The organism is Stenotrophomonas sp. SMYL86, assembly GCF_036320025.1.
Classification (GTDB): Bacteria; Pseudomonadota; Gammaproteobacteria; order Xanthomonadales; family Xanthomonadaceae; genus Stenotrophomonas; species Stenotrophomonas maltophilia_A.
The window spans coordinates 44,061-68,125 of the sequence record NZ_JAWIRU010000007.1 but is presented as its reverse complement, the minus strand read 5'-3'; the positions used below and the strand labels follow the sequence as shown (position 1 = coordinate 68,125).

Genomic DNA, 24,065 nt, shown 5'->3' with positions numbered 1-24,065 from the left:
GAGGACCACGGGATGGCTTTGGGATTTGCTGAGTGCCTGTCTATGAAGGCGGAGTGCGCGACGTTCTGGGCGGGATGGGGCGTGCTGGCCACCGGCGCGGTTGGACTTGTGACAGTGCTGGTAGCGGTTCTTGCCTGGCGAACATCTCGCCAAGCGGCAAAAATTGCGGCTAACCAACATCAGGACGCGAGCGCACTTAAAAGAGCTCAGGCCAGAGTGGTGGGCCGACTGCTCCTGCATGAGATAACAGCGCTTCCCGAGAAATTGCGATATCACATCGACACGCTTGAAGCGGTTTACACCGACACCGAGAAGAGCGTGTTGCGGCTGAGAGACCTTCGTAGCGCGGTGAGCGCCTTGACCGAACCCCTCCTCCCTAGCGCGGAGGCTAGCGCCGAGCAAATTCACTACCTGCCCGACTGGATGGGAGCGGACTTGGCCACGATGATCAGCCATAGTCGAGACATCAATGCTGCGGCACGTCACATCAGTGCGCATATCCACACGCGTAGCCACGGCGGCATTCAAGGTATGCGTGCCACCTACAGCTACACGGGCAGGGCCAACGCGCTGCCTGCGTTGCGCGGACAGCTTGAGTTCGTCGCCTCCATTGCTCCTAAGTTTGTTAAGGAATTCACAGAAGAGGTTGTACGAATGCGGGAACAAGAGACCGATTTCTGACCTAGTCGGAGTTCGACTGATACTCACGCCGCCACCCCCATCGCCTGCAGATCGATGTCGTCCACCTTGTCGCGCAGGTAGCGACGCGCGCGGCGCAGGTGGCCGGCGATCACGGCGCGATCGTCATGCGCGAAGAAGGTCAGCACGTGCATGTGCAACGCACGGCGGTGGTCTCGGCGGTACAGGCGCCAGGTGACGGCGCTGCCGTCCGTGGTCGGGAACCGGCCCCAGGCGAAGCCTACGGTTTCCTTTGGCGCGCGGCGGGCGATGTGGCGGCTCATGGCGTCACCACCTTGAAGCTGACAACCCACACCCATGGATTCCCGGCCCAGTCACCACCGGTGCTGGTCCACAGCGTCTGGAAGCTGAGGCGCGGCGTCAGTGATTCATGCATGCCGCCGTTGAAGGTGAAGCGCCCATTGAGATCTTCGATGCCCTCAGCCAGCGCATCGGCCTCGCTGATGGCCTGCAGGCGCTCCACGCGCACGTCTGTTACTTCCAGCACCAGGCGGCAGGCATCCCGCGGCATGTGGATGCTCGGCCGCCACTTGATACCGAAGTCCTTCCGGGCCATGTCGCCGTGCGAGCCAGGCAATGTGTCTGCCGAGTACGCATAGCGCTGGATCGGGCCTGACGGGTCGGGCCGGTGTTCGATGCCCGTTCCACGCAGGTCGGTGAAGCTCTCCCGCACCCACAGTCGGTCGCCGGGCTGGCCGAAGGGGCAGGTAAGCAGATTCACGCCCTTGAACGTCGCGACAAGCAGCCGACCTTCTTCATCGAACCTCGGCTGATACGCGCCTTGGGCGTCGAGAAAGCTTGCCTTCAAGGGCTGCGGCTTGATGGCGCGCCGCGTCTGCGTCTTCGCGCCGGCCAGGATGGCGCGCACCATGGCGCCGTTGAACAGAATGGGGCGTTCCCGGATCATGCCTGGGCTCCTTTCTTCCCAGCGCGGCGGCCGTGGCCACCCTCGACCACCTGCCGGCGGCTGATCGTGCTCTTGTCGATGCCGGTGGTGCCCAGGACCTGGACCTGCCCGCCGGCGGCTTCGAAGCGCGCCATGTCTGCCTCAAGCTTCTGCCGGGCCTGGTCCTTCTCGCGGTCGGTCGCGCCACTGAAAGCGGGCTTCACGTGGATGCTGGTCATGCTGCTGCTCCTTCGTAGACCCAGCGGCGCACGGTCCCGAATGGGACGCCCAGTGCGGCGCTGATCTGGTTGACGGTGTTGCCGCTGGCCCGGAGCTGCCGGGCGCGGCGTTTGGTTGTGACCGGCCAATACCGGGCGTGAGGCTGGCGCGGTACCGGCATCCCTTGGCAGCGGGCCATGTCCTGGACCGCGCGGGGCGAGCGCCCGAGGGCAGCCGCGACGGTCATCGCGTCGCGGCCCTCCATCTGGCGCAGGGCCCGCAGTTCGCTGGTGCGCCAGAACTCCATCACGCGGCCTGCGCGTAGGTGTCGGGCAGCGGCTGCTGCAGGTGGCGAATCATCGCGCCGCGCATGGCATCGATCTGACTGGCGTCGTAGAGCTTCGATCCCCGCTCGGTCGAGACCGGCTCGAACCCCAACTGGCGCAGGCCTTCGGCATCGATCTTCAGCGGGGCAATCAGGTCCACGACCTGGCCCAGCTTGATCTTGACGACCTCGCGCGGCGCGGCGGCGGCCGGGGCGGCAGCCTGCGGTGCTGGGGCAATATCCGGCAGACGATGGTGCTGCTCGAACCGCGAGGCACCTTCCTGCTCATGCAGCGCCTGCGCCGCCGGCGACAGCTCTGCACCGCTGGACGCCTTGGCAGCAGCCAACTCGGCCTTTGCCACCTCTGCCTTCGCGGCTTCCTCGGCCTGAGCCTTCGCGCGAGCATCTTCTTCGGCCAGCTTGCGAGCGCGGTCCTCTTCTTCCTTGCGGATCTTCTCGCGCTCGGCGTCCAGCCGCTTCTGCTCGGCCTGCTGGTGCTGGGCAATGCGGGCGGCCATGAGGTTGCGCAGATCTTCCGCCGACTTCGTGGAGCACAGCTGCACACGGTCCGGGAACAGTGCGGCGTGCGTGCCCACCTCCATCTCCATGACACGGATGTTGGCGCGGATCCGCTCGGCCGATTGGCTGGCGTCGACCTTGGCGTTGGCAGCCACCGTGTCCACCGCTTCCTGCATGCTGGCGAACGAGCGCTTGCCCTTCATGGCGTCGCTGATGTCGGCGATCAGCGTGGCCGGCATCGGGATGGCGTGCTCACCCAGCGTCTCGTTGATGGCCAGCACGTGCTGTTGCACCGCGCGGCGGGCGCCATTGCCGATCTCGGTGCGGCGCTCGTCCTTGCGGGTCTTGACGCGCTTTTCCAGTGCCAGGCGCTTGGAGCGGGCTTCCTCGGCGATGGCGTCGATGGTCTTGAACAGCAGGTCGATGCTCTGGGTCTGGCTGAGGGCGTTCTGCTTGGCAGCCTTCAGCTGGTCCTCGATGTCGCCGCACCACTTCACCGTCTTCTCAGCGTCGGCAAAGTCCTGGTCGCTGACCAGCTCGGTGCTGATGCCCTGGAACACGGCGATGGCCTGCTCCTTCCACTCGGCCAGATTCGACGCGGTGACCATGCCGGTCACTTCGATGCGCAGGGCCGGCATCTGGTCCGGAGCCCGGCCTGCGGCCACCGGCTCGGCCACCGGTGCCGGTTCATAGGCCATCACGTCGGCATCGAACTGGGCCCAGCCGGCCACGATCTTGGCGCGCAGTTCGGGGTTCGGGATGTACCAGCAGTGGCGCTCCTCGACCAGCTCGTCGCCGTTCCACTTCGATGCCATGAACAGCACGCTCTCGGCGCCGCTGACCATGGCCTGGTGTTCCATCTGCACCTGGTAGTGCAGCGGCAGGCAGGCGTCGCCACCGTCCACCGGCATGGCCAGGCGCAGGTCGTCGTTGAGCGACTTGTGTTCGAAGGCCTTGTCCTCCAGCAGGGTCAGGCCGTCGAAGCTGGCCGAGTACTTGCCGTCGACGCCGACGCAGGGATACAGCTCCTCGCCGATGATCTGCTCGGCCAGCGGCCGGGCCAGGTCTTCGAAACGGTGGCCGTCGGCGAAGCGCTGCAGCGTTGCCGCGTCGTGCTCGATGGTGGCGCCGGTGGCGAACTCGCGCAGCAGCTGGCTGCGGGTCTTGTACGGGCTGCAGCCCATCATCGCCGGCGCATCGCTGGCGTTGAAGTGGGTGGCGCGATGCTGGTGCCACGCATCAGTGCCTTGAATCAGGTCCACGGTAAGCATGCTCAGTACTCCAATGCAGTCTGGGTCAGGCCGCCGGCAGCGGCAGCAACATCACTCTGGGGTTCGCCTTGATCGGCCCGCTGCAGCCGTTCGATCTCGGCGACGATCAATGCGCCAGCCTTTACAAGTTCCCTGACACGGTCATCGGGCGAAGGCTTCCACCAACTGGCATCCCAAGGCCACGAATCCGGAGGATCAGGGCAGTAGTGCTCGCCGGGAGGGATGGCATAGCAGGAGGCGGCCATGGCAAGTTCGCCGGCCAGGTGTTGGTCGTCTCCGTGAAGCGACCAGCCTTCCTGTTCGATCTGGCGCTGGCGCTCATCGGCAATGAGTTCGATTGCAGTCTTCATTCGGCAACCTCCTCAGCCACGGCCGGGCCGGTCTGCTGCGCACCTTCGGGCTTTTCGGCCAGGGCGAGGATCTGCTTCTTCTGCGCGTCGTTGAGCGTGCCCTTCGTCTGCGCCATCGTGATGATGGCCTCGGGCGTCTTCTTGCCTGCCTTGATGGCGGATTCCCACTGCGGCAGCGCTGCGGCGAACGCTTCATCGGTGTAGGCCGCCAGCGTCTTCTTCTGGGGGGCGGGCGCACCTTCGGTGGCAAAGGCATCTTCCGGCGTGGTGTCGCCTTCCTTGATGGCGGTGACGATGCCGCGCAGCAGGACCAGGTGCTCCAAGCCGATGTCTTCGACGCCAGCCACGCCCAGCTTCGCGCAGACCTGTTCAGCGGTGATGCCGAAACGCTGGAAGAGGGCGAGGGCATCAGCGCGCCGGTTGGCCAGCGTCTTGATGTCGCCCATGATCACCTTCCGTGCTTCGACGTACATGTCCTCCCAGAAGGCCTTGGGCACGCCCTTCAGCACCGCGTTGCGCAGCGCGATGGAGCAGGCCGCATTGGCGGTCACGCCGATCATGTCGGGCTTGAAGCGGCGGCCCTGTCGGTCCACGATCCGGCGCTGCACCTCGTAGGTGATGGCGACGTTGCGCTCGAGGTCGTGGAACACGCCCTGGGCAATGATGAACTCGCCCTTGTCATCGATGACGCGGGCGCCGGCGCGGTTGTTGCCCCATGCAGAGGCGATCACCTCGGCGAAGCGGGCGGAAGGGCCTTCGATGGTCTTGCCGTCGCGCGGCAGCGCATACACGCACTGCTCAGCGATACTCTGGCTAAGGGTGACCATCTGGATGGCTTCGTCGCGGAACTTCTTCAGCGAGCGGGGAAAGCGGCGGGCGGTGCTGATCTGCTGCTCGATCTCCGAGCGGTTGATCATCGCGGCCATGCCCTCCTCGGGGACGAGCTGGCCTTCCTGTACCTGGGCGTTCATGTGATTCCTTTGGGCTATGGGTTGCGTGGTGTAGATCAGTCGCGGCTTTCAGGACTGATCGTCAGGCGCCACTTGATTGCCTCGGGGCTGAATGCACCCGCTGCGAGACCCTCCGCGATCTGCTTGATCAGAGGGGAGTTCTTCTTCGTGAGCTGGGCGACCATCTGTTCCTTCAGCGCCACCTGCAGCGTTCCGATCTGCTCTTCGATAGCCGCACGCGCAGCTTTGCGAATGGCGTCCCCGATGGCCCAGTCAAGCCACGTCTTATGGGAGGAGTGGTGGTAGTTGCTCGGCTTTCCTTCGCTGTCCACCTGCGTAGCGAGGATCGTGCTGACGGCCTTCTCCAGCACGTTTGCGCTGCCACCCAACGCCTGCGAGATGGCTGCAGTGATGTTGGCCTGGATGATTGGCTCGATGACGTCCTGCGGGATCTGGAGAGTGGGTGCTGCCATGAGAAATTCCTTTGCCGGAGCAACCGGCCTTTGGGTGGGCGGTAGGTGCTGCGATCCATCCGACTGCGGCCTACCCGAGCTTCTTACGGGCGCCTTGCCCAGCACCGGCGGGGCAACGCCGGCAGGCCGCATGCGGATGGATGCCGGTCTTTCCCGGCTGTCAGCGGCGTTGCATCCGCACCACTCGTTTACCCATGAGCTTTCGCTGGGGCGGGTTACGTCTCCCGCGCGGCCCGCTGCTGCAGCAGCCCCGCCGTCTGGGTCCGGTCAGGCGGCCTGCTGCTGCTCGGCGACCTTGTGGTACGGGTACTTCTCCGGGAACGGCTTGATGTACGCGCCGAAGTGCTTGCCGATGGATTCGGCGTCCTTGAACGCCTGGAATTCCTCGGCGCTGAAGTTGGCGTAGTGGTAGACCGAGCCCGGGCCACGCGCAGCGCCGCTGCCGCGCTTGAAGCAGATGGCGAGGGTGTTGGTGGCGGCGTCGTGGCCGATGCTGTGGATCTGCGAGCTGTCGACGTCGAACAGCTGGATGCGGCCGGTGGCCGGGGTGGTGCTGGTCATGTTGTGCTCCAGGGCGGGTAGAGGGGTGCCCGTCTTTCCGGGCTGTCAGCCCTGCGCCACAGGGGGGAAGCGCAGGGCGGGGTGATCAGGCAGCGAGGTCGTCCTGCTGCGTGGTGTCGTTGGCCTGGCCGGGCTGCAGGGTCAGCACCACGGACTGGCGGATCAGTGCCTCGGTCAGTTCGGCGACTTCATCGGGCGTGACGTTGGCCGAGGCCTTGAAAGTCAGGTCGACCGTTCCGCCTTCTTTGGCGGCTACGCCGAACTTCTTGACCTTCACGTCGGTGAGGAAGATCGGCTGGGTGCTGTCCAGTTCGCCGTCCAGCTGAAGCTCGTAGCCCTTGAATTCGTGGCTGAGCTTGATCGGCTCCAGGCCAGGGTGCTTGATCTCGGTCAGCGTCTCGCCGATGGTCGGCAGCGACTGCTGCTCGCCCTTGCCTGCCTTACGGAACAGCGACTTGCGCAGGTCCTTGTCGAAGTAGTCCAGCACGTTGTTTCCGGTGCTGACAGAGAAGTTGATGTCGATCGCAAGATTCCGTTCCTCGCCGTGCTTCTCGATGCGCACGTTGAGGTTGGTGATCGTCGCGACCTTCTTTTCGATCTTGAACATTGGGACCTCGTCGGTTGAGCCGGCCGGGCCGGCAGTGGCTTACTGCAGGTCTTCCGCCGGCTCGGTCGCGGCGGGGCAATGGCTGCTGGTGGAAGGGGACAGCAGTTCGATCAGGTGAATCCACGCGCCGCAGATCACCCAGACCACCCATGCGGCGAACGCGCCGGCGGCGAAGACGGTGGCGAGCACGTCGCGGAAGATGAAGATGGCGGCGATGGAAACGCCCAGCAGCACGCCCAGGGCGAACACGGCCAGCACTGCAGCAAGCTGAGCGCGGCTCACGACAGCACCGCCCGGACCATGTCCTGCAGGATCAGCGTGGCGGCGATGCCGACAATCAGGCCGATCACCGCGCCGTAGGCCATGAACTCGACCGACATGCTGGCGGTCTCCGCCTTCAGCAGATCCTCGAACTGGGACGTTTCCTCGCTCATGCGGCCTCCGGGCCAGGTTGGTTGGTGAATTCGTCGCGGAACTGGCGGCGCAGGCGCAGGGCGTTGTCGACCACGGACAGGCCACGGTTGCCGCGGCGCTGCTCAGCATTGAGGCGGCGGAACAGCGGCGCCGGGCTGAGGCCGGTGCTGGCGATCGCATCGCGCACGGCCTGGAACTCGCGGATCTGGCGAACGTTGGTGTTCATGCGGTTTCTCCTTTGACGCGGGCGAGGGCAGCGACGCGGCGCGTCCACGCTTCGCGCGCCGCGAGGAATTCGTTGTGCTTGGAGTGGTCGGCGAGCCATGCCGCGCGGGCACGGTCGTATTGCGAATCGGCAGCGATCAACTCGGCGAGCGCGGCGCGCGCCTGTTCGAAGTCCTGCACGCACTGGATGTCACCGGGCAGCATGGTGGCCGCGGCTACGGCTTCGAGTGCCAGCCCGGCGCGGTCCAGAATCTCCGAGACGGGGATGGGGCCGCTCATGCAGCCACCTGCACGTCGGCGCCCAGAGCGAACGGGTTGGGCAGGGCGCGGCAGGTATCGATCAGCGCCTGGCGGCGCGTGCGCATCGACTCGGCCTTGCTCAGGTCAAGCCCGGCGTCGGAGATCTCATCGGGGAAGCCGATCATGGCCAGTTCGTGGCGGCGGGCCGCTTCCCAGGCCATCTCATCGGTGGCACCAGCGAACAGAGCCGCACGGTATGCGGTATCCACGCCGGGCATGTGCAGGCCCGAGTTCTTCAGGTTGCCGATGACGACCGGGATGTTCCGGCGCTGGCGGCGAACGTCTGCCTCGGGGTGGAGGTCCTGGGCGGCTGGGTTGTGGGCGGTTTGGTCCATCTCGGGCTCCGGCGGTCCAGCACGGTGCTGGTCGACGGGGTGAGATTAGTAGGCTAAACGGAGTCTGTCAAGGGCGCTAAACCCGTGAGCTAAACGGCTAGTTCGGCACCCCTACTTCGGTGACCCGGATGCATGGCAGTTGAGCTGCCCTTAGGCGGTTGTCGTATTGACCGATGCCAGACTGACCGCAACGCAATCCTGGCGTCGCACCTATTGGTTGTCCGCGGGGAGAGGCTGACAGAACGGCCGGTTGCTGACTTCAACGGATTAAACATCTAGCCAAAAAAAAGACCCCGCGTGTGCGGGGTCTCTTCGAATGCTCAGCCGGAGCAAACGCCAGCAAGAAACGCGGCTGCCTTAAAGAGCGGAGTTCTCTTTCTTCTTGAACTCTTCAGCACATTGCTCGAAGTTCTTGTACTCGTAAGCCACCCTGATCTGTCCGATCCCGCTCACTCCGTTGTCCGCACTGGCCTCAATGAGGATCGTGGCGAGGTCATTGGGGAGATCGAGCTTAGATGCAGACCATATCGAGTTAAGGTGTCGCTCTCCTTTAGAAAGCGCCATCATGAAATCTTCTGGATCATTCCAAATCGACCCACGCATGAGTCTGTCCATGCCATCGGTGGGGGTGCCATACTTGGTGGCCAGCGCATCCCTGACTTCTTCGAACTTGCTTCTCAGTTCCATCCCATAGCGGTTTGTACTGACATCACTGTAGGCAGAGAGCTTGCAGAGCCCATGCGTGCTAGAGACGACGTACGCGTACTGACTGAAGCCTGGATGAGGATTTGGCGCAGATCGGTACATGTAGAAGTAGTCATCCTGGTGCTCAGGTGACGCACCAATTGCCTTCTGCAACGCATCTGCTGAAATACCCATCTCTGTGCCAAAAGGTCCCGAGTACGTCTTCTTGGGCTCCTTCGCGGCGACCTCCGTCTTCCCTTCCGGTTTTGAAGGTAGTTCAGATGTGCCTGTCGGCTCTCCCTTGCTGCACGCAGCCAAGAAGACGATAAGCGTCAAACATCCAACTCGTTTCATGACTTCCATTTCCCCCTGCTTAGAATTCTTCGCCGCGCCGCATGATGGCACCGCCGACAACGCGTCCAGCGACGTGAAGAGTGTCGATCTCGTCCGCGGGCAACACGGCGCTTTGATACTTTGCGTTGGTGCTTACGATGTGCAATCCATTTGGCAGCATTTGCAATCGCTTCACCATGGTGTAGCCGTTGAGATTTATCAAGTAAACGCCATCGCCGTCGAAGTAACTGCGGGCGGTGTCGACCATCATCACATCACCTGTCCGGATGTCCGGGTACATGGAATCCCCATGCACTGTGATGAGTTGAATGCGACCTTCCTCTGGAAGAAATCCGATCTGGCTTCGCACCTGCCACTCAGCGATATCAACCTCGCGAAGTACTGCAGGGAAGTCTTGATTCACTACGCCACCTCCGCCGGATGCCTGACCTTCCATCATGTGGAAGCGAACATACCCCGCGGGAATCTCAGGCGGGGAGACTGCCGGTGGCGCTGCCGCCTCTCCACGCATAGGCAGCTCACCGTACAGGAGCCAGCGCGGCCGAACAGCTAGCGTGGAGCAGATGCTTTCAACAACGTGGGCCTTGATGTTCTCGGGCTGCACCTTCCCCTCGGTTTGCCACTGACTCACCTGGCCCTTGGTGGTGCCGGCGAGGGTGGCAATCTCTTGAAGTGAGCGGCCAGACTCACGTACAGCTAGAGCCATGCGGGCGGCGAATGTATCTCTCATTTAGTGAGCTTAACGGCTAGTGCGTTTAGTGTGCTTGTACGAAGAGGTTTAGCGAACTACACTGCGCGCATGGACATGACTAAACGCGCAGTACGGGAGGCCCTCGGCGGCAAAGACGCTGACGTGGCTCGCTTCTTCGGGGTGACGGCCGGCGCGGTTTCGCAATGGCCCGATGACGACTTGCTGCCAGAAGGCCGGCAATGGCAGGCGAGGGCGCTGCGTCCGGACCTGTTTGGCGACTTCCGACAGCCGCCGGCGAACGATCCCGAGGCCCACGACGTGGCGGCCTGAACTTGTTCCATGTCCCTCTCCAGCATTCCCGTGCGTGTGGTGACCACGGGTTTGGTGCTGGAGAGGGGCGCCTTTCTTCCCTGAGTTGATTTCGTCCATGGCGGCAATGGTGCGCCGCAGAAGTCCGCCAAACCACGTTTAGAGAATCCGCCCATGAACGTACTTGATGCCGCGTATGACACTGTCCACGACTACCCGGGCGGTGCTGGACCCTTGGCGGAACGCCTTACCCGCCTGAACAAGGATGGGGAGCGTGTGCCGATGTCGGAGGCCGTGCTGAACAGCAAGGTCAACCCGAACACCACATCGCACCACCTCACCCTGGCAGAGGCTGATCGCCTGATGGGCCTGACCGGGGACTATCGGATCCTGCACGCCCTCGCGGGGACGCATGGTTTCGTGGTCCAGCGGGTGGAGGCGCCAGAATCTGGCTCGATCATCCATGCGTTGCTGGCCGCCGCCGCCGCCAAGGGCGACTTGGCAGAGACCATCGCCCAGGCCATGGCCGACAACCGCATCACCGGCAACGAGTCGGATCAGGTCTCCCGCGATGTCATGCGGGTAATTGCTGCGCTGGTGCAGGTCAGCCATCACGCTGAGGCTGCGGCAGAGCGGGGTGGGGTATGAGAGGGGATCGGGTCCGCGACTACAAGCGCGCCGTGAAGAAGCTTCTACTCGAACGTTCTGGCGGTCGCTGCGAGTACTGCGGGGTGCAGATCAAAGATGCAGCAGCGCAAATCGACCACGTCGATGCCCTGGGACCAGACTGTTTCACCAACTACCGAATCGCGTGCGCCAGCTGCAATGGCTCGAAGGGCAAGAAGTCGCTTGAGGACTACCGGCAGGCATGCATGGTTCAGGGCCTGCGTTCGGAACTGCCGGAACTTGGCTTCTCCACAGCTCAACTGATCTGGTTGAACAATCAGAATTGGTTTCCACAGCGGACCTCGGAGAGGCACCTGTTCTTCTTTGAGCGCAGTGCGCCTGCCTGCGTGAGCGAGGGCGAGCGCCATGCGTGACTATGCCAAGGTCGTGCCGAAGTTCTGGACAGGCGACACCTGCAAGGCGCTTCGCAAGAAGGGCCCGGAGGGGCTTGTGGTTGCTCTCTACCTGATGTCCGCGCCGGGCTCAAACATGCTGGGTCTGTACTACCAGCCGATCCTGTTCATGGCGCACGAAACCGGTCTGGGCTTGGAAGGGGTTAGGAAGGGGCTTGCCGACTGCATTGATAGCGGCTTCTGCGTCTATGACGAAGAGTCGGAAATGGTTTGGGTGATGGAGATGGCCAAGTACCAGATCGCCGAGGCATTGAAGGCTTCCGATAACCGTTGTGTCGGCATCCAGAGGGACTACGACAGCATTGCCACGAACCCGTTCCTGAGCCGTTTCTTCGACCGCTACAGCAGCGCGTTCAACCTGACCAATCGAAGGGGTGTTGAAGGGGGTAGGAAGCCCCTCCCAAGCCAAGAACAGGAGCAGGATCAAGAACAGGATCAAGAAAACACCCCCCATACCCCCCAGGCTGACGCCCGGGGGGCGGAAGGCGGCAAATCCGATTCGGGGAAACCTGCCAAGCCAGAACGCCCGAAGCGGGAGAAGATCACCTTCACCGCCTTCATCGACGCCTGCCGCGCAGCCGGCGAGCGCCCCATCCGCACCGATGACCCGATCTTCGACTTCGCCGAGGATGCTGGCATCCCACGCGAGTTCGTGGCGCTGGCCTGGCGCGAGTTCGCCATCAAGCACCGGGACAGCGGCAAGCTGCAGAAGGACTGGCGCGCCCACTTCCGCGATGCCGTGCGCCGGAACTGGTTCAAGCTCTGGTGGTGCCCGCCTGCCGGCGGCTGCGAGCTGACGACCAGCGGTGTGCAGGTCAAGCGCGAGCGCGAAGCTGAGCGGGAGCGTGACCGCCAGGATCAGCAGGCCCAGCAGGAGCAGGCGGCGTGAGCGCGATGCCCGACTACCTGGACAACGTTGCCCACCTGCGCGTGCCGCCACATTCCGTGCCGGCCGAGCAGTCGGTCCTCGGCGCGCTGCTGCTGGTGGGCGAGTCGCTGGCCCAGATCCGCGACCAGCTGTCCCCGGAGGACTTCTACCGCCGCGAGCACCAGCTGATCTACCAGGGCATCTGCGGCGTGGCCGACCTGAAGCGCGAGGTCGACGTCGTGACCGTTGGCGACTGGATCACGGCCAACGTCGAGATCGGCGCGCAGGAGCTGGTGGCCACCGTCTACGACCTGGCCGGCAGTACGCCGTCGGCGGCCAACGTCCGCGCCTATGCCGAGATCGTGCGCAACAAGGCGCTGCTGAGGCAGCTGATCGAGACCACCACCGACATCGCCGACAGCGCCTACGGGGCCAGCGACGACGAGGCGGAGGAGGTTGTGTCTGCCTCGGCGACGAAGCTGGCCAGCCTGACCGTGAAGTCCAGCGGCAGCGGCGGGCTGGTGATGGTGCGCAGCGGGGTGCAGAAGGCCTGGGACGAGATGGAAGCCCGGTTCCACGGTGAGGGCACGCAGGGCCTGGTGCCGAAGTGGAGCAGCGTGCGCCGGAAGATCCCGTATCTGGAGCCTACCGACCTGATGGTGCTGGGCGCGCGCCCATCGATGGGCAAGACAGCCCATGCCCTGAACTGGGCAGAGGATGCTGCTGCCGGCGGCAGGAACGTCGCGGCCTTCAGCCTGGAGATGTCCGCTTCCCAGTGGAGCCTGCGCCTCATGGCGGCGCACGCCGGCGTCGACCTCAACCGCATGCGCGAGAAGGGTGCGCTGAACAACGACGAATGGGCGCGGCTCTCGCAGGCCCGGAACTACATCCAGTCGCTGCCGCTGGCGATCGATGATTGCGGCGCGCTGTCGGTCGACGCCCTGGCGGCGCGAGCCTCGCGCATGCACGCCAAGGTGCCGGGCGGCTTGGGCCTGATCGTCGTGGACTACCTGCAGCTGCTGACCGGCAAGGCCAAGTCGGAGAACCGGAACGACGAGGTGACCTACATCTCCCGCCGCCTGAAGGGGCTGGCCAAGGAGCTGAACTGTCCGGTGATGGCGCTGTCTCAGCTCAACCGCGGCGTTGAAAACAAGACCGACAAGCGCCCCGGCATGGCCGACCTGCGCGAGTCGGGCGCCATCGAGCAGGACGCCGACGTGATCGCCTTCCTGTACCGGGACGACTACTACAGCAAGGAGGCCTGCGGCGCGCCGGGCATCTCCGAGCTGATCGTGGCGAAGAACCGCCAAGGTGAAACCGGCACCTGCTACCTGCAGCACCGCCTGCAGTGCAGCGCGTTCGATGACTACGCCGGCCCCCGGCCGAACTACAGCCTCAAGGGCGTGGCCACTGCCGGCGGTGGCGACGATGACTTCGACGTTCCCTCGCCGGGGCGCCGCCGGCGCAGCCGCCGCGACATGGCCGCAGGAGACGATGCATGACCGCGATGACAGCAGCTGCGCGGAAGATCCGCGCGAAGCGGGCCAGCCGGCCCATCTACGCCATCTGCCTGCGCCTGGTCGATCCGGCCACGGGCGAGGAGGTTGGTGCGTTTGCCCCGAGCAATGACATCGATCGCAGGCTGGCCAAGGACCGCGGCTACCGCGTCGGCCATGAGTACCGGCTGGAGATCAAGGCCTCTCGCAATGCCGCGTTTCATCGGCTGGCCCATGTCATCGGGAACCTGCTGGTCGACAACGTCGAGGCGTTCCGTGACCTGGACGCGCATGCAGCGCTGAAGCAGGTGCAGCTGGAGTCGGGCATCTGCTGCGAGATGGTGGAGATGGACGCAAGCCCGGTGGTGAAGGCGCTGCTGGATGCCGCAGAGACGGTGTTGGGCGCCGGCGCGCGAAAGGTGCTGTCGGGCGTGCTGCCGGAGATCCGCACCATTCCGGTGAAGGTGGCCCAGTCCCTGGCCTTCGATTCGATGGAGGAGGAGGACTTCGCCGCCTTCTTCAAGGGCATCACCGCCTGGATCGGTGACTACTACGCGCAGGTCATGCTGGACGACGTGCGCGCGGAGTACTGGCGGATGGTCAACGGCCGGCAGCAGGGGAGGGCGGCATGACGAATTCAGCCGCTGTTTTGATCGAGTATCTCGTCGAGAGTTTCGTACAGGGCATCGCAAAGGTCATAAGCCGTGCGCGCAAATTTGCGATAGGCCGGCCTCAATGCGTCGTCGATCGAGCCATCGATGACCTGATCGTCTGCTGCCGACGCAAAGTTAACTGCTCCGAGAAGTTGCGCTCCCACAATTGGCAGCTCCCACGCTTCGTGCAGGAGCGCCTCCACTTCGGTGGTCGCAGTGGGCGAATGCGGCGGGATGCCCCAACCAATTCCGTTTGCATAGTGCTCGGCGACGTTGAGGTTCTCCCCGATCCGCTTCTGAAACGCCTCCGTGGCGCGTCGGATCCTAAAGCAGCGCTCGCGAATCAAGCGCCTCTCCTTGCGAGCTTCCTCGGTACTGACAACGTGCCGCTGCCAAATTGGAACGCCGATACCAATCATGAGGGCTGCGATGCTTCCGATTGCCTGGACCCACGCAGCCCACTGCTCCGAAGTGAGCTTCGGCCACGCATGGCTATCTGCGGTGATCGCCCAAGTAATCAGAACTCCCGCGCCGAACGTCATAACCGCGACAACAGCCCAATCTCTATCGCTCCTTCCTTGCTTCATGGCTTCCCCCTTTTCGTGGCCGGGATTCTACCGCTCGAGGTACGTGCATGAAGCGCGGGAGATCGACCGGCAAGCCCACCGCCGCCCAGCAGCGGCGTATGGACGTCATCACCGAAATCGGCTGCATCGTCTGCGATGCCCTCGGCCACGGCTTCATGCCCTGCCAGGTTCATCACCTGCTGGTCGGAGGAAAGCATGGCCAGAAGCGGCGAGGCCACGACTTCACCATCGGCTTGTGCCCCTGGCACCACGTCGGTGAGCCCATGGCCGGCCTCAGCCATTCCGCATGCACCGACCGGTATGGACCCAGCTACGCCCGCGAGCCGCGCCGGTTCCGGCAGGAGATAGGCACCGATGACTACCTGCTGGACCTGCAGAACACTCTGATCGAACAGCACCTGGAGAAGACCTCATGGCGACCCGCCGACTGATAATCAGCATCGACCCCGGCCGGACCGGCGCCATCGCCGCGCTGGTCGACGGAGCAGCAGGGCCGGTGATCGACATGCCACTGCTGACCATCGGGGAGAACCAGGAGGTCGATGCCCGCGGCATCGCTCTCTTCATCCGTGCGGCGAAGGACCTGAACCCCGGCGCCGAGGTAGTGGGGGTGATCGAGCGGGTGCGCGCGATGCCGCCCAGGAAAGGGCCGGACGGAAGCGAGGAGCGCAAGGCCGGCCCGCAGTCGTCCTTCAACTTCGGCGACCACTACGGGAAGGCGAAGGCTGCGTTCGAGCTGTTGGGCATCAGGTACCTGCGCGCCGAGCCCGCCAGCTGGAAACGCCGCTTTGGGCTGACCGGGCAGGACAAGGACGCAGCCCGGCTGCTGGCCATCCAGCGTTTCCCGGCGGCCGCCCATCTGCTGAACCTGAAGAAGCACAACGGCCGGGCCGACGCGCTGTTGATCGCCCTGTGGGCCGAACACCAGCTGGCCATGGGAGCGGCTGCATGAGTGACGACAATGTCGTGCTGCTGCCGGTCAAGCCGAAGAACGCCACGACGCGTGAGCTGACCATCGTTAACCGCTACGGCGGTTGCCAGCACAGTCACTTCCTGGTTGATGAGCGCGCATCGGAAGTGACCTGCCGGGACTGCGGCGAGAAGCTCAATCCTGTCTGGGCCTTGGCGCAGCTGGCCCGCGAGGACAGTAGCCTCATCCAGCGCTGGTCTCTCCTGTCGGCCCACGTTCGCCTGCTGCAGGGACGCACGAAGGTGAAGTGCACCAGCTGCCAGAAGATGGTCACGATCCCCAGCGGGGTTTCCGATTGGAAGGTCAGGGACTTGGCCGAGCGCATCCGTAAGGAGGAGGGTCTGTGACGCCGGCCGAGCTGCGCATGCAGAAGCGGTACCGGTCCTATGTGCAGAAGCACGGCCGCTGCTCCGTCTGCCAGTTCCGCGCCACCGGCACCGAAGGTTTTCACTGCAAGGGCTGGCCCGACCGGGCCGGCACCTGCGACACCGACAGACAGCTGCCGGTTTTCCGATTCGATGACGCCGTACTGGAGGGCATGCGCGATGCGCAACACTGATCCGCTGACCGAAGAACTGCGCCGATGGGGACATGCCCAGGTGAATCGGTTTGCCCTGAGCCGCGCCGACCGCAGCGCGCACGTGCTGGAGCGGGCGCGGGACATGGCACCGAAGACCCCCGAGCGTGCGATGCGAGATCTAGTTGCGCGAGACGGTGCCGACCGCCGACGCCTGATGGCCGCCGGGAGCGGCGTCAAAGGCCTGCGCATCGTTCCTCTGTGGGCAGCGGATCCGATCCGGGCAGCCAACGACGCAGACCGCCCCCACGACAATCCCGAGATCGCGGTGGATGTCGGTGTCCCCGATGAGCTGCGCTGGGTGGATCGTGCGCTCTCCTCGCTTCAGCGGCAGAGCCTCCTGAGGTCGATCATCGTCAGGGTGGAGTTCACCAACTCAGTGAGCCAGGCGATCAAGGCTCGGATGGCATGCGAGCTGTTCGAGAAGGAGATGGCGCAGCGTCTTGGGATTGAGCCAGTTGTGCGACAACAGGGCGACCCTGTCGTTCTGACTGCGCGCCAGTACCGATACGAGCTGTCGAGGGCGATGGATCTGCTTCGAGGGATGAGGTGGGCTGAAGCCGCTTGACAGTGACGGCAGCAAATGGTCGAATTCTGCAACTGTCAAGAATTGTCCCTGAAGCCCCGGCCCTGCGCTGGGGCTTCTGCGTTTCCGGGACCCAGAACACCGATCAACCACCGCGCCGAAACCCCCTCCGCTCGCCGTGAGGCGATTGGGGCTGGCGTCAACGCAGGCGGGCGGTCTGCGCACGGCCCTTGGAGGCCGGGCAGCGCCTAGGCAGCGGTGGTGATCGGCCCTACATCGGGATGAGTTGCCAGATGGGCGCTGGGCCGGACTGTAAATCCGGCGTCTTCGACTCGCGTGGTTCGACTCCACGTCATCCCACCACCTACGCCCGCAGCCCCCCGGACCAACCACACCGCGCAGCGAAGCCGGTCGAGGGGCGGGCACCTATTCCGGAGACACCATGGTGAGCACCGAAACCGTAGCAGCCGCCATGGGCGCTGGTCAGTACGCGCAGGCGCTGGAAGATGCCTGCATCCAGTTCGGCATTGTGACCGCGCTGCAGAAGGCGCACTTCCTGGCGCAGGTCGCGCACGAATCCGATGGCTTCCGCACGGCCACCGAGTACGCCTCGGGCCGCGCCTACGAAGGCAGGGCCGACCTCGGCAACGTGCAGCCGGGCGACGGCGTCCGCTTCAAGGGGCGGGGCCTCATCCAGCTGACCGGGCGCGAGAACTACGCGACTTTCAGCAACTCCATGGGGCAGGGGGACCTCTTCATCCGCTCCCCCGAGTTGGTCGCGCAGCTGCCGTGGGCAGTGGTTGCGGCTGGCTGGTTCTGGAAGCGCAAAGGTCTGAACGCCCTGGCTGACCGCGACGACGTGGCGGCGGTGACCCGGCGCATCAACGGCGGCACCAACGGGCTGGAAGATCGAAAGCACCGCCTGGCGCAGGCGAAGAAGCTGTTTGGCCTCGCATGACGGCCGCGAAGAAGAAAGCCCCGAAGCTATCGCCGGTGAACCAGCTGCAGGGCGTGCTGGTGGTGCTGGAGAGCCGCAAGGCCAAGAACCCGACTGCGGAGCTGCTGCTGGCCATCCGCGAGATGGTCAGTGATGCCTTGGCGGTCCTGCAGGAGCCGGACCCGACCAAACAGCGCATCGCCTTCGTGCTGCTGGCGGTCCAGCAGTCCACCCAGGTGGCGGTGAAGGAGGTGCGCGGTAAGCGCCTCACCCGCGTGACCATCATCGACCAGCCCCTCTACCACTGGGCGCTGGAGGAAATTCACTCACTGGCAGGTGCCGCATGACCTTCGCGACCCGAAACGTTGGCGCCGCACGCGTCGGCATCGCCGTGCTGGTGCTGTTCCTGGTCGGTATGGCCATGGCTGCCCTGGTATCCATCTCGATCCCCGAGGCCAACAAGGATTCGTTCGGCATGCTGATCGGCGGCCTGAACAACGCCACCGGCATGGTGATCGGCTACTTCTTTGGCATGACCCGCAGGGGTCCTGGAGCCTGACATGTACGGCGGAGACGGCAACTGGTTCATCGGCGGCATCGTTCTGGCGATGATTGTCGGCGCGGCCCTGATGGGCATCCTCTTTTGGCTGGTCCCTCTGCTATGGGGCCTGATCAAGCCCTGGTTGCACATGGTGACGGCATGAACCGCGCAGCCGTATACGTGCTGCTGTTAGTCGCCTGGTCCGCCGGCATGTTCGGCGCCGGCTGGGCCTGGCGCGGTGACCGCGCCGAGACCAAAGCAGCCCGGCATGAGGCCAGCACCAGCGCCGGCCAAGTCCAGCAGCTCACCGAGACCCGTGCCGTCGAGCACAGCCAGGCCGAGTCGCTGGCCACCATCGGAGCCAAGCATGAAGAAGCCCGCACCGCGGCCACGGCCGTCCCTGCTGCTGTTGCTGCTGGCGTGCGTGATGGCAGTCTCCAGCTGCGCGACGACCTCGCCACCTGCAATACCGCTCGCCTGTCCCAGGCCGCCGCCGGCGCCGTCGAACGTGACCAGGCAGCCCAACTACGAGCAGAGGTCGCGGGCGCTCTTGTTCAAATCGGACGAGACGCGGACGACCACATCCGTGCCTGCCAAGCCGTGATCGCAGCAGACCGGACGGGAGTTAACCAATGAGCCGATTCGAATGGATTGCTTGGGGCATCGCGCTGGTGCTGATCATCTTCGGCCTATGGCTGGTTGATCACAGCTTCGTCGGTGCGCTGCTGAGCATCGGGATGGCCCTGCTGGCAATGATTTGGTCCATCGTGAGCCCGCATCCCAAGGTGGACGCGGGGAACTGAGCCATGGGCACGAAGAAGACCTCTGCCGCAAAGGCGAGCGGCCTGACGCCGAAGCAGCAGCGGTTTGTCCAGGAATACCTGCAGGACCACAACGGAACCCAGGCGGCCATCCGAACCGGGTACAGCGCGAAGACCGCGAAACAGCAGGGCTCCCGACTACTGGCCGATCCGCGAATCCAGGCCGCAGTGCGCGCAGGGCAGAAGAAGGTGGCGAAGAAGGCCGAAGTCACCGTTGACAGCCTGATGGCTGAACTCGAGCAGGCCCGAAAGCTGGCGCTGAAGGAGGGCCAGGCCAGCGCGGCTGTGACCGCAACGATGGGCAAGGGGAAGCTGGCCGGCCTGCTGGTGGAGAAGCACAAGCACAGCGGCGCCATCGGCACCTACGACCTGAAGAATCTCTCAGACGATGACCTTGACCGCCTTGAACAGATCCTCGGTCCGCTTGCCGACGCTGGCGGAGATCCGGGCGGAGCGGGCGAGGAGGGCGGCTGACGCCGAGCGCGAGCGCCTTGCGCGTGACGGCGAGGCAATCCGGCAGCGCTGCACCACCCTGGCTGGCTTCATCCGTGAGGCCTGGCCAGTTCTGGAGCCGGCGCAGCCCTACGTGCATGGCTGGCACATCGACGTCCTGTGCCAGCACCTGGAGGCCATTACCGACGGGCAGATCACCCGGCTGCTGATCAACATTCCGCCGGGCACGATGAAGTCGCTGGTGGCCAGCGTGTTCTGGCCGGCATGGGAATGGGGGCCGCGCGGTCTGCCGTCGATGCGCTACCTGACGACGTCCTACGCGGAGAAGTTCGTCAAGCGCGACAGCCGGCGCATGCGCGACCTGGTGCAGTCGGAGTGGTTCCGCAGTCTCTGGCCGGAGATTGAGCTGAACCGGTCAGGCGAGATGTCCTTCGCCAATTCGAAGATGGGAAATCGCGAGGGTATGGCGTTTGCCAGCCTGACCGGCGGTCGCGGCGACCGGGTGATCATCGATGATCCGCACTCCACCGAGACGGCAGAAAGTCCGGCTGAGCGCGCGACGACAACCCGCATCTTCCGCGAGTCGGTGCCGACCCGACTGAACAACCCGGCCACGTCAGCCATCGTGGTCATCATGCAGCGCCTGCATGAAAAGGACGTCTCGGGCCAGATTCTGGACTTGGGGCTGGGCTACGAGCACCTGATGTTGCCGATGGAGTTCGAGCCGGAGCGCCGGTGCCGGACATCCATCGGGTTTGTGGATCCGCGCACCGAGGACGGCGAACTGCTGTTTCCAGAGCGCTTCCCGCGCGCCGTCGTGGAGCGCGACAAGAAGATCCTGGGTAGCTACGCGGTTGCCGGCCAGCAGCAGCAGCGACCGACACCCCGCGACGGCGGCAAATTCAAACGGGACTGGTTCGAAGTGGTGGAGGCTGCACCGGCCATCCTGGCAGCACGGAAAGTGCGCCGTTGGGACTTCGCGGCGACCGATCCGAAGCTGCAGAAGAAGAAGGGCGACCCCGACTACACGGTTGGACTGCTGCTGGGTGAAGCCGGCGGCGTCTACTACATCCTCGACATCGTACGCGACCAGAGGTCGCCGGCCGGCGTTGAGACGATGTTGAAGAACACCGCGCTGCAGGACGGCAAGGCGATCAAGGTCCGGATCCCGCAGGACCCTGGCGCTGCAGGCAAGAGCAACGCTGCGCACCAGATCAAGCTGTTGGCCGGCTGGGACGTGAAGGCGGCGCTGGAATCCGGATCCAAGGAGGTCCGGGCAACGCCGGTCGAGGCTCAGGCCGAAGCCGGAAACATCAAGCTGGTGAATGGCCCATGGGTGGCGGCGTTCTTGGATGAGATCGCCGAATTCCCCAACGCCAAGCACGACGATCAGGTGGACGCGCTGTCTGGCGCGTTTGCTGAGCTGGTCACCGGCAGCACCTACAACCTCGGGGACGCACTCTGATGGGCAAAATCGCACAGATCAGGGACGGCCTCGTCAACCTGGTTGCCAATCTAGGAACGCCGCGCGACAAAGCGGCGTCGACGTTCTACGGCCTGCCGACCCTGTCGGAGCAGGAGGCAGACAACGCCTACCGCGGCACCTGGCTGGCACGGAAGGTGATCGATATTCCTGCGATGGACAGCTGCCGAAAGTGGCGCGGCTGGAGCGCAGACCAGAAGCAGATCACGGCGATCGAGGCCGAGGAGAAGCGTCTTGGCGTGCAGCAGAAGCTGCTCGATGCGTTGATCCGAGCGCGCCTCACCGGCGGTGCTGCGCTCTACATCGGTACCGGTCAATCCGATCCCACCCTGCCGCTGAAGCCAGAGTCCTTGGGGAGGGCCGGTATCCGCCACCTCAACGTGCTGTCCAAGCGCGTGCTGACGGCAGGGGAGCTGGATCGCGACCCGGAGTCGCCGGGCTATGGTCGGCCAGCGTTTTACACCCTGAGCAGCGGAACCGCCGGGCAGTTGCAGATCCATCCCTCGCGGCTGGTGATTCTGCAGGGCGCGGTGAGGCCTGATCCGGAACTGGACACCGGCATCGGCTGGGGCGACTCGGTGCTGTTGGCGATCAGCAAGGCAATCAAGGACGCCGATGCCAGCGCTGCGAACATCGCCTCCTTGGTGTTCGAGGCGAAGGTCGACGTCATCAAGATCCCGAATTTCATGGCGAGCCTGGCCGACCAGGAGTATGAGAAGAAGGTACTGCAACGTCTCACCCTCGCGGCGATGGCGAAGGGCGTAAACGGAGCGCTGCTGCTGGATGCGGAGGAGGAGTACGAACAGAAGCAGGCTCAGTTCGGTGGCCTGGTGGACCTGCTGATGGGGTTCATGCAGCTGGTGTCGGGCGCGTCGGACATCCCGATGACCCGCCTTCTCGGCCAGTCGCCGGGCGGCCTCAACGCCAGCGGCGAGAGTGACCTGCGGAACTACTACGACCGGATCAGCAGCAACCAGGAGCTGGTGCTGCAGCCGGCGCTGCAGGTTCTGGACGAGTGCCTGATCCGATCCGCGCTGGGCAACCGCCCGCCGGAGGTGTTCTACAACTGGCGGAGCCTGTGGCAGACCACGGACACCGAGCGCGCAGCTATCGGCAAGACCACCGCCGAGACCATCAAGACAATTTCCGAGACGCGGCTACTGCCGGATGAGGTGATGTCCACGGTGGCAGTGAACATGCTGACCGAGGCCGGCGTCGCACCGGGTCTGGAAGCCGAGATGCTCGAGTACGGCAAAGCCACCCCGCAGGAATCCACCGGTGAGGATGACGACGAGCAGCGCGCCGCCGCAACGCCCGTGACTGACGGTCAGCCGCGATCGCTGTACGTCAGCCGCAAGGTGGTGAATGCCGACGATATCGCGGCCTGGGCGAAGGAGCAGGGCATCGGAGAGCTGCAGGACGACCTGCATGTCACCGTCGCTTACTCGCGCCAGGCCTTCGACTGGATCAAGGCCGGCAACGCCAACGAGTGGAGCAACGGCGGCAAAGATGAGCTGGTCATCCCCGAGGGCGGCCCGCGCGCGGTTGAGCCGTTGGGTGGAATGTCGGCTGTGATCCTGTTCGCGTCGGCGCAGCTGTGCTGGCGGCACGAAAGCATCATCCGCGCGGGCGGGTCGCATGATTACCCGGATTACACCCCGCACATCAGCCTGACCGAGGCGACCGTCGACCTGTCGAAGGTCGAGCCCTACCGCGGCCGCATCGTGCTGGGCCCGGAAATCTTCGAAGAGATCCGCGAGGACTGACCATGGTGTTCCTGACTGATCGTGTCTCGGTGTCGGCTCCACGCCGCACTGCGGACGGATACCTAGTGGCCGATGCCTATGTGGCCCGCACCGGCATCCAGGAATACCTGGGTGAGGAGCTGGGGCGGCCCGACCTGCTGAAGGTGAAGGTTTACCGGCCACCGGAGGAAGTCTTCTCCGACGCCACGCTGCGCAGCTTTGCGCACCGGCCCATGACGAATGACCACCCGCCGGAGATGGTCACCGCCGACAACTGGAAGAAATACGCGGTAGGGCAGACCGGTGACGAGGTTTCGCACGACGAAACCCGCGTGCGCGTCCCGCTGGTTCTGATGGACCAGGCTGCCATCGCGGACTGGGAGTCTGGCAAGCGCGAGCTCTCCCAGGGGTACTCGGCCGAGATCGTATGGGAGGACGGCGTAACGCCGGACGGCGAGGCCTACCAGGCCAAGCAAATCAACATCCGCAACAACCACCTGGCCATGTGTCGTCGTGGCCGGGCTGGTTCCCAGTTTCGCATCGGGGATGGGCGCACCCCCGGTGCACCGGATCCGAGCGCCCATCCCAAACCGCAGGAGAACCACATGAGCAACCAGCAGACTCGCATCGTCGTGGTCGACGGCCTGCCCGTCGAGTGCACCGACGCGTCGGCCGCAGCCATCGCCAAGCTGCAGCAGCAGCTCCAGGACGCACACACCGCCGCTGGCACCGCGGCAGCTGCCCACCAGGCGACCATCACCGCCAAGGATGCCGCCATCGCCAAGGCCGAGGGCGAGCGCGACGCGCTCAAGAGCCAGGTCCTCAGCGATGCTGACCTGGACCAGCGCGTCCAGCAGCGCGGCGACCTGGTGGCGAAGGCCAAGGCCGTGCACGACGCCGACTACAGCGGCAAGAGCGACGCCGACGTCCGCAAGGCGGCCGTGGTGGCCAAGCTCGGCGACGCGGCCGTCGCCGGCAAGCATGAGGCCTACGTCGAGGCACTGTTCGACGGCCTGTATGCCCAGGCAAAGCCGCGCGACCCGGTGGCCGTGGCCCTTGGCGACCGTTCCACCCACCGCCAGCCCGTGCAGGACAACGGTTACGCCGCGGCCGTCGCCGCCCTGGATTTCCGCACCGCTGGCCAGAAGGAGGCCTAA

40 protein-coding genes and 1 tRNA gene are annotated in these 24,065 nt (G+C 64.7%); 23 read left to right on the top strand and 18 right to left on the bottom strand.

The annotated features are described in order from the left end of the window. The first annotated feature begins 12 nt into the window (after window positions 1-12). Entirely contained in the window at window positions 13-681 is a 669-nt protein-coding gene (locus V3B64_RS09795; protein ID WP_329914070.1) for a hypothetical protein, read from the top strand. A 23-nt stretch (window positions 682-704) separates the two neighbouring features. Here V3B64_RS09795 and V3B64_RS09790 read toward each other — a convergent pair whose 3' ends face one another. The 17 genes from V3B64_RS09790 to V3B64_RS09710 all read right to left on the bottom strand — a co-directional run bounded on the left by V3B64_RS09790 (window position 705) and on the right by V3B64_RS09710 (window position 9,902). Continuing rightward, window positions 705-962, bottom strand: a complete 258-nt coding sequence (locus V3B64_RS09790) for a hypothetical protein (RefSeq protein WP_329914069.1) — start codon at window positions 960-962, stop codon at window positions 705-707. After that, window positions 959-1,606 (bottom strand): hypothetical protein, encoded by a 648-nt coding sequence (locus V3B64_RS09785; protein WP_329914068.1) that lies wholly within the window; start codon window positions 1,604-1,606, stop codon window positions 959-961. The genes V3B64_RS09790 and V3B64_RS09785 overlap by 4 nt, the downstream gene beginning before the upstream one ends. Then, entirely contained in the window at window positions 1,603-1,824 is a 222-nt protein-coding gene (locus tag V3B64_RS09780; protein ID WP_329914067.1) for a hypothetical protein, read from the bottom strand. The genes V3B64_RS09785 and V3B64_RS09780 overlap by 4 nt, the downstream gene beginning before the upstream one ends. Further along, entirely contained in the window at window positions 1,821-2,111 is a 291-nt protein-coding gene (locus tag V3B64_RS09775) for a hypothetical protein (protein WP_100468187.1), read from the bottom strand. The genes V3B64_RS09780 and V3B64_RS09775 overlap by 4 nt, the downstream gene beginning before the upstream one ends. Further along, window positions 2,111-3,919 carry a lambda-exonuclease family protein gene (locus tag V3B64_RS09770; protein WP_329914066.1) on the bottom strand — a complete coding sequence of 603 codons (1,809 nt, stop codon included), beginning with the start codon at window positions 3,917-3,919 and terminating at the stop codon, window positions 2,111-2,113. The genes V3B64_RS09775 and V3B64_RS09770 overlap by 1 nt, the downstream gene beginning before the upstream one ends. A gap of 2 nt (window positions 3,920-3,921) precedes the next feature. Next, window positions 3,922-4,269, bottom strand: a complete 348-nt coding sequence (locus tag V3B64_RS09765; protein ID WP_329914065.1) for a hypothetical protein — start codon at window positions 4,267-4,269, stop codon at window positions 3,922-3,924. Further along, a complete protein-coding gene (locus tag V3B64_RS09760; protein ID WP_329914064.1) occupies window positions 4,266-5,240 on the bottom strand; it encodes a hypothetical protein in 975 nt (324 codons plus the stop codon). Before V3B64_RS09760 ends, V3B64_RS09765 begins: the two co-directional genes overlap by 4 nt. A gap of 35 nt (window positions 5,241-5,275) precedes the next feature. Continuing rightward, window positions 5,276-5,692, bottom strand: coding sequence for a hypothetical protein (locus V3B64_RS09755; RefSeq protein WP_049402478.1), 417 nt, complete (start codon window positions 5,690-5,692; stop codon window positions 5,276-5,278). Window positions 5,693-5,959: 267 nt separating this feature from the next. Beyond that, complete coding sequence (locus V3B64_RS09750; protein ID WP_312738842.1) at window positions 5,960-6,253, bottom strand: KTSC domain-containing protein; 294 nt, start codon at window positions 6,251-6,253, stop codon at window positions 5,960-5,962. Between the two features lie 85 nt (window positions 6,254-6,338). Continuing rightward, complete coding sequence (locus V3B64_RS09745; RefSeq protein WP_329914063.1) at window positions 6,339-6,860, bottom strand: hypothetical protein; 522 nt, start codon at window positions 6,858-6,860, stop codon at window positions 6,339-6,341. Between the two features lie 39 nt (window positions 6,861-6,899). Further along, window positions 6,900-7,142: a hypothetical protein gene (locus V3B64_RS09740; RefSeq protein WP_329914062.1), complete on the bottom strand. Its 243-nt coding sequence runs from the start codon at window positions 7,140-7,142 to the stop codon at window positions 6,900-6,902. After that, window positions 7,139-7,294, bottom strand: coding sequence for a hypothetical protein (locus tag V3B64_RS09735; RefSeq protein WP_329914061.1), 156 nt, complete (start codon window positions 7,292-7,294; stop codon window positions 7,139-7,141). The genes V3B64_RS09740 and V3B64_RS09735 overlap by 4 nt, the downstream gene beginning before the upstream one ends. Beyond that, window positions 7,291-7,500, bottom strand: coding sequence for a hypothetical protein (locus V3B64_RS09730; protein ID WP_312738846.1), 210 nt, complete (start codon window positions 7,498-7,500; stop codon window positions 7,291-7,293). The genes V3B64_RS09735 and V3B64_RS09730 overlap by 4 nt, the downstream gene beginning before the upstream one ends. Next, window positions 7,497-7,778 carry a hypothetical protein gene (locus V3B64_RS09725; RefSeq protein ID WP_049402472.1) on the bottom strand — a complete coding sequence of 94 codons (282 nt, stop codon included), beginning with the start codon at window positions 7,776-7,778 and terminating at the stop codon, window positions 7,497-7,499. Before V3B64_RS09725 ends, V3B64_RS09730 begins: the two co-directional genes overlap by 4 nt. Then, window positions 7,775-8,134: a hypothetical protein gene (locus V3B64_RS09720; protein ID WP_329914060.1), complete on the bottom strand. Its 360-nt coding sequence runs from the start codon at window positions 8,132-8,134 to the stop codon at window positions 7,775-7,777. The genes V3B64_RS09725 and V3B64_RS09720 overlap by 4 nt, the downstream gene beginning before the upstream one ends. A 357-nt stretch (window positions 8,135-8,491) precedes the next feature. Then, window positions 8,492-9,172, bottom strand: a complete 681-nt coding sequence (locus tag V3B64_RS09715) for a hypothetical protein (RefSeq protein ID WP_329914059.1) — start codon at window positions 9,170-9,172, stop codon at window positions 8,492-8,494. Between the two features lie 19 nt (window positions 9,173-9,191). Beyond that, window positions 9,192-9,902, bottom strand: a complete 711-nt coding sequence (locus V3B64_RS09710) for a S24 family peptidase (RefSeq protein ID WP_329914058.1) — start codon at window positions 9,900-9,902, stop codon at window positions 9,192-9,194. A gap of 123 nt (window positions 9,903-10,025) precedes the next feature. Between V3B64_RS09710 and V3B64_RS09705 the strand changes: the two genes are divergently transcribed. From V3B64_RS09705 to V3B64_RS09680, 6 genes are all read left to right on the top strand, one after another. After that, window positions 10,026-10,193, top strand: coding sequence for a hypothetical protein (locus tag V3B64_RS09705; RefSeq protein ID WP_329914057.1), 168 nt, complete (start codon window positions 10,026-10,028; stop codon window positions 10,191-10,193). A 153-nt stretch (window positions 10,194-10,346) separates the two neighbouring features. Continuing rightward, window positions 10,347-10,820: a phage regulatory CII family protein gene (locus V3B64_RS09700; protein WP_329914056.1), complete on the top strand. Its 474-nt coding sequence runs from the start codon at window positions 10,347-10,349 to the stop codon at window positions 10,818-10,820. Between the two features lie 32 nt (window positions 10,821-10,852). Next, a complete protein-coding gene (locus V3B64_RS09695; RefSeq protein WP_329914055.1) occupies window positions 10,853-11,212 on the top strand; it encodes an HNH endonuclease signature motif containing protein in 360 nt (119 codons plus the stop codon). Further along, a complete protein-coding gene (locus V3B64_RS09690) occupies window positions 11,205-12,140 on the top strand; it encodes a hypothetical protein (protein WP_329914054.1) in 936 nt (311 codons plus the stop codon). Before V3B64_RS09695 ends, V3B64_RS09690 begins: the two co-directional genes overlap by 8 nt. 5 nt (window positions 12,141-12,145) lie before the next feature. Next, window positions 12,146-13,621 (top strand): replicative DNA helicase, encoded by a 1,476-nt coding sequence (gene dnaB / locus V3B64_RS09685; RefSeq protein ID WP_329914105.1) that lies wholly within the window; start codon window positions 12,146-12,148, stop codon window positions 13,619-13,621. Beyond that, complete coding sequence (locus V3B64_RS09680) at window positions 13,618-14,247, top strand: hypothetical protein (protein ID WP_329914053.1); 630 nt, start codon at window positions 13,618-13,620, stop codon at window positions 14,245-14,247. Before dnaB ends, V3B64_RS09680 begins: the two co-directional genes overlap by 4 nt. A 5-nt stretch (window positions 14,248-14,252) precedes the next feature. Here the strand turns inward: V3B64_RS09680 and V3B64_RS09675 are convergent, their stop codons facing one another. After that, entirely contained in the window at window positions 14,253-14,855 is a 603-nt protein-coding gene (locus V3B64_RS09675) for a hypothetical protein (RefSeq protein ID WP_329914052.1), read from the bottom strand. 47 nt (window positions 14,856-14,902) lie between these two features. On the opposite strand from V3B64_RS09675, the gene V3B64_RS09670 reads away from it, so the two are divergent. From V3B64_RS09670 to V3B64_RS09595, 16 genes are all read left to right on the top strand, one after another. Continuing rightward, entirely contained in the window at window positions 14,903-15,286 is a 384-nt protein-coding gene (locus V3B64_RS09670) for a Ref family recombination enhancement nuclease (protein ID WP_329914051.1), read from the top strand. Then, window positions 15,268-15,807 (top strand): hypothetical protein, encoded by a 540-nt coding sequence (locus V3B64_RS09665; protein ID WP_197656570.1) that lies wholly within the window; start codon window positions 15,268-15,270, stop codon window positions 15,805-15,807. Before V3B64_RS09670 ends, V3B64_RS09665 begins: the two co-directional genes overlap by 19 nt. Further along, complete coding sequence (locus tag V3B64_RS09660; protein WP_197656571.1) at window positions 15,804-16,172, top strand: hypothetical protein; 369 nt, start codon at window positions 15,804-15,806, stop codon at window positions 16,170-16,172. The genes V3B64_RS09665 and V3B64_RS09660 overlap by 4 nt, the downstream gene beginning before the upstream one ends. Beyond that, window positions 16,169-16,384, top strand: coding sequence for a hypothetical protein (locus V3B64_RS09655; protein ID WP_180868429.1), 216 nt, complete (start codon window positions 16,169-16,171; stop codon window positions 16,382-16,384). The genes V3B64_RS09660 and V3B64_RS09655 overlap by 4 nt, the downstream gene beginning before the upstream one ends. Continuing rightward, on the top strand, window positions 16,371-16,970 hold the full coding sequence (locus tag V3B64_RS09650; protein WP_329914050.1) for a hypothetical protein: 600 nt from the start codon (window positions 16,371-16,373) through the stop codon (window positions 16,968-16,970). Before V3B64_RS09655 ends, V3B64_RS09650 begins: the two co-directional genes overlap by 14 nt. 236 nt (window positions 16,971-17,206) lie before the next feature. Continuing rightward, window positions 17,207-17,291 (top strand) — tRNA-Tyr (locus tag V3B64_RS09645). A gap of 79 nt (window positions 17,292-17,370) precedes the next feature. After that, window positions 17,371-17,886, top strand: coding sequence for a glycoside hydrolase family 19 protein (locus V3B64_RS09640; protein WP_329914049.1), 516 nt, complete (start codon window positions 17,371-17,373; stop codon window positions 17,884-17,886). Next, on the top strand, window positions 17,883-18,212 hold the full coding sequence (locus V3B64_RS09635) for a hypothetical protein (RefSeq protein ID WP_169410782.1): 330 nt from the start codon (window positions 17,883-17,885) through the stop codon (window positions 18,210-18,212). Before V3B64_RS09640 ends, V3B64_RS09635 begins: the two co-directional genes overlap by 4 nt. Next, entirely contained in the window at window positions 18,209-18,424 is a 216-nt protein-coding gene (locus tag V3B64_RS09630; RefSeq protein ID WP_329914048.1) for a hypothetical protein, read from the top strand. The genes V3B64_RS09635 and V3B64_RS09630 overlap by 4 nt, the downstream gene beginning before the upstream one ends. 1 nt (window position 18,425) lies before the next feature. Then, a complete protein-coding gene (locus V3B64_RS09625) occupies window positions 18,426-18,569 on the top strand; it encodes a hypothetical protein (RefSeq protein WP_329914047.1) in 144 nt (47 codons plus the stop codon). Continuing rightward, window positions 18,566-19,042, top strand: a complete 477-nt coding sequence (locus V3B64_RS09620) for a hypothetical protein (RefSeq protein WP_329914046.1) — start codon at window positions 18,566-18,568, stop codon at window positions 19,040-19,042. Before V3B64_RS09625 ends, V3B64_RS09620 begins: the two co-directional genes overlap by 4 nt. Next, entirely contained in the window at window positions 19,039-19,209 is a 171-nt protein-coding gene (locus V3B64_RS09615; RefSeq protein ID WP_197656575.1) for a hypothetical protein, read from the top strand. The genes V3B64_RS09620 and V3B64_RS09615 overlap by 4 nt, the downstream gene beginning before the upstream one ends. Before the next feature lie 3 nt (window positions 19,210-19,212). After that, window positions 19,213-19,701 (top strand): terminase small subunit, encoded by a 489-nt coding sequence (locus V3B64_RS09610; RefSeq protein WP_197656576.1) that lies wholly within the window; start codon window positions 19,213-19,215, stop codon window positions 19,699-19,701. Continuing rightward, on the top strand, window positions 19,616-21,145 hold the full coding sequence (gene terL, locus V3B64_RS09605) for a phage terminase large subunit (RefSeq protein WP_329914045.1): 1,530 nt from the start codon (window positions 19,616-19,618) through the stop codon (window positions 21,143-21,145). Before V3B64_RS09610 ends, terL begins: the two co-directional genes overlap by 86 nt. Then, a complete protein-coding gene (locus V3B64_RS09600; RefSeq protein WP_329914044.1) occupies window positions 21,145-22,929 on the top strand; it encodes a phage portal protein in 1,785 nt (594 codons plus the stop codon). The genes terL and V3B64_RS09600 overlap by 1 nt, the downstream gene beginning before the upstream one ends. Before the next feature lie 2 nt (window positions 22,930-22,931). Then, window positions 22,932-24,065, top strand: coding sequence for a DUF2213 domain-containing protein (locus V3B64_RS09595; RefSeq protein WP_329914043.1), 1,134 nt, complete (start codon window positions 22,932-22,934; stop codon window positions 24,063-24,065).

Excerpts from the sequence above, each read along its gene's own strand:
- V3B64_RS09795 (WP_329914070.1), top strand. The coding sequence starts at position 13 with ATGGCTTTGGGATTTGCTGAGTGCCTGTCTATGAAGGCGGAGTGCGCG.
- V3B64_RS09790 (WP_329914069.1), bottom strand. The coding sequence starts at position 962 with ATGAGCCGCCACATCGCCCGCCGCGCGCCAAAGGAAACCGTAGGCTTC.
- V3B64_RS09785 (WP_329914068.1), bottom strand. The coding sequence starts at position 1,606 with ATGATCCGGGAACGCCCCATTCTGTTCAACGGCGCCATGGTGCGCGCC.
- V3B64_RS09780 (WP_329914067.1), bottom strand. The coding sequence starts at position 1,824 with ATGACCAGCATCCACGTGAAGCCCGCTTTCAGTGGCGCGACCGACCGC.
- V3B64_RS09775 (WP_100468187.1), bottom strand. The coding sequence starts at position 2,111 with ATGGAGTTCTGGCGCACCAGCGAACTGCGGGCCCTGCGCCAGATGGAG.
- V3B64_RS09770 (WP_329914066.1), bottom strand. The coding sequence starts at position 3,919 with ATGCTTACCGTGGACCTGATTCAAGGCACTGATGCGTGGCACCAGCAT.
- V3B64_RS09765 (WP_329914065.1), bottom strand. The coding sequence starts at position 4,269 with ATGAAGACTGCAATCGAACTCATTGCCGATGAGCGCCAGCGCCAGATC.
- V3B64_RS09760 (WP_329914064.1), bottom strand. The coding sequence starts at position 5,240 with ATGAACGCCCAGGTACAGGAAGGCCAGCTCGTCCCCGAGGAGGGCATG.
- V3B64_RS09755 (WP_049402478.1), bottom strand. The coding sequence starts at position 5,692 with ATGGCAGCACCCACTCTCCAGATCCCGCAGGACGTCATCGAGCCAATC.
- V3B64_RS09750 (WP_312738842.1), bottom strand. The coding sequence starts at position 6,253 with ATGACCAGCACCACCCCGGCCACCGGCCGCATCCAGCTGTTCGACGTC.
- V3B64_RS09745 (WP_329914063.1), bottom strand. The coding sequence starts at position 6,860 with ATGTTCAAGATCGAAAAGAAGGTCGCGACGATCACCAACCTCAACGTG.
- V3B64_RS09735 (WP_329914061.1), bottom strand. The coding sequence starts at position 7,294 with ATGAGCGAGGAAACGTCCCAGTTCGAGGATCTGCTGAAGGCGGAGACC.
- V3B64_RS09730 (WP_312738846.1), bottom strand. The coding sequence starts at position 7,500 with ATGAACACCAACGTTCGCCAGATCCGCGAGTTCCAGGCCGTGCGCGAT.
- V3B64_RS09725 (WP_049402472.1), bottom strand. The coding sequence starts at position 7,778 with ATGAGCGGCCCCATCCCCGTCTCGGAGATTCTGGACCGCGCCGGGCTG.
- V3B64_RS09720 (WP_329914060.1), bottom strand. The coding sequence starts at position 8,134 with ATGGACCAAACCGCCCACAACCCAGCCGCCCAGGACCTCCACCCCGAG.
- V3B64_RS09715 (WP_329914059.1), bottom strand. The coding sequence starts at position 9,172 with ATGAAACGAGTTGGATGTTTGACGCTTATCGTCTTCTTGGCTGCGTGC.
- V3B64_RS09710 (WP_329914058.1), bottom strand. The coding sequence starts at position 9,902 with ATGAGAGATACATTCGCCGCCCGCATGGCTCTAGCTGTACGTGAGTCT.
- V3B64_RS09700 (WP_329914056.1), top strand. The coding sequence starts at position 10,347 with ATGAACGTACTTGATGCCGCGTATGACACTGTCCACGACTACCCGGGC.
- V3B64_RS09690 (WP_329914054.1), top strand. The coding sequence starts at position 11,205 with ATGCGTGACTATGCCAAGGTCGTGCCGAAGTTCTGGACAGGCGACACC.
- dnaB (WP_329914105.1), top strand. The coding sequence starts at position 12,146 with ATGCCCGACTACCTGGACAACGTTGCCCACCTGCGCGTGCCGCCACAT.
- V3B64_RS09680 (WP_329914053.1), top strand. The coding sequence starts at position 13,618 with ATGACCGCGATGACAGCAGCTGCGCGGAAGATCCGCGCGAAGCGGGCC.
- V3B64_RS09675 (WP_329914052.1), bottom strand. The coding sequence starts at position 14,855 with ATGAAGCAAGGAAGGAGCGATAGAGATTGGGCTGTTGTCGCGGTTATG.
- V3B64_RS09670 (WP_329914051.1), top strand. The coding sequence starts at position 14,903 with ATGAAGCGCGGGAGATCGACCGGCAAGCCCACCGCCGCCCAGCAGCGG.
- V3B64_RS09665 (WP_197656570.1), top strand. The coding sequence starts at position 15,268 with ATGGCGACCCGCCGACTGATAATCAGCATCGACCCCGGCCGGACCGGC.
- V3B64_RS09660 (WP_197656571.1), top strand. The coding sequence starts at position 15,804 with ATGAGTGACGACAATGTCGTGCTGCTGCCGGTCAAGCCGAAGAACGCC.
- V3B64_RS09650 (WP_329914050.1), top strand. The coding sequence starts at position 16,371 with ATGCGCAACACTGATCCGCTGACCGAAGAACTGCGCCGATGGGGACAT.
- V3B64_RS09640 (WP_329914049.1), top strand. The coding sequence starts at position 17,371 with ATGGTGAGCACCGAAACCGTAGCAGCCGCCATGGGCGCTGGTCAGTAC.
- V3B64_RS09635 (WP_169410782.1), top strand. The coding sequence starts at position 17,883 with ATGACGGCCGCGAAGAAGAAAGCCCCGAAGCTATCGCCGGTGAACCAG.
- V3B64_RS09630 (WP_329914048.1), top strand. The coding sequence starts at position 18,209 with ATGACCTTCGCGACCCGAAACGTTGGCGCCGCACGCGTCGGCATCGCC.
- V3B64_RS09625 (WP_329914047.1), top strand. The coding sequence starts at position 18,426 with ATGTACGGCGGAGACGGCAACTGGTTCATCGGCGGCATCGTTCTGGCG.
- V3B64_RS09620 (WP_329914046.1), top strand. The coding sequence starts at position 18,566 with ATGAACCGCGCAGCCGTATACGTGCTGCTGTTAGTCGCCTGGTCCGCC.
- V3B64_RS09615 (WP_197656575.1), top strand. The coding sequence starts at position 19,039 with ATGAGCCGATTCGAATGGATTGCTTGGGGCATCGCGCTGGTGCTGATC.
- V3B64_RS09610 (WP_197656576.1), top strand. The coding sequence starts at position 19,213 with ATGGGCACGAAGAAGACCTCTGCCGCAAAGGCGAGCGGCCTGACGCCG.
- terL (WP_329914045.1), top strand. The coding sequence starts at position 19,616 with ATGACCTTGACCGCCTTGAACAGATCCTCGGTCCGCTTGCCGACGCTG.
- V3B64_RS09600 (WP_329914044.1), top strand. The coding sequence starts at position 21,145 with ATGGGCAAAATCGCACAGATCAGGGACGGCCTCGTCAACCTGGTTGCC.
- V3B64_RS09595 (WP_329914043.1), top strand. The coding sequence starts at position 22,932 with ATGGTGTTCCTGACTGATCGTGTCTCGGTGTCGGCTCCACGCCGCACT.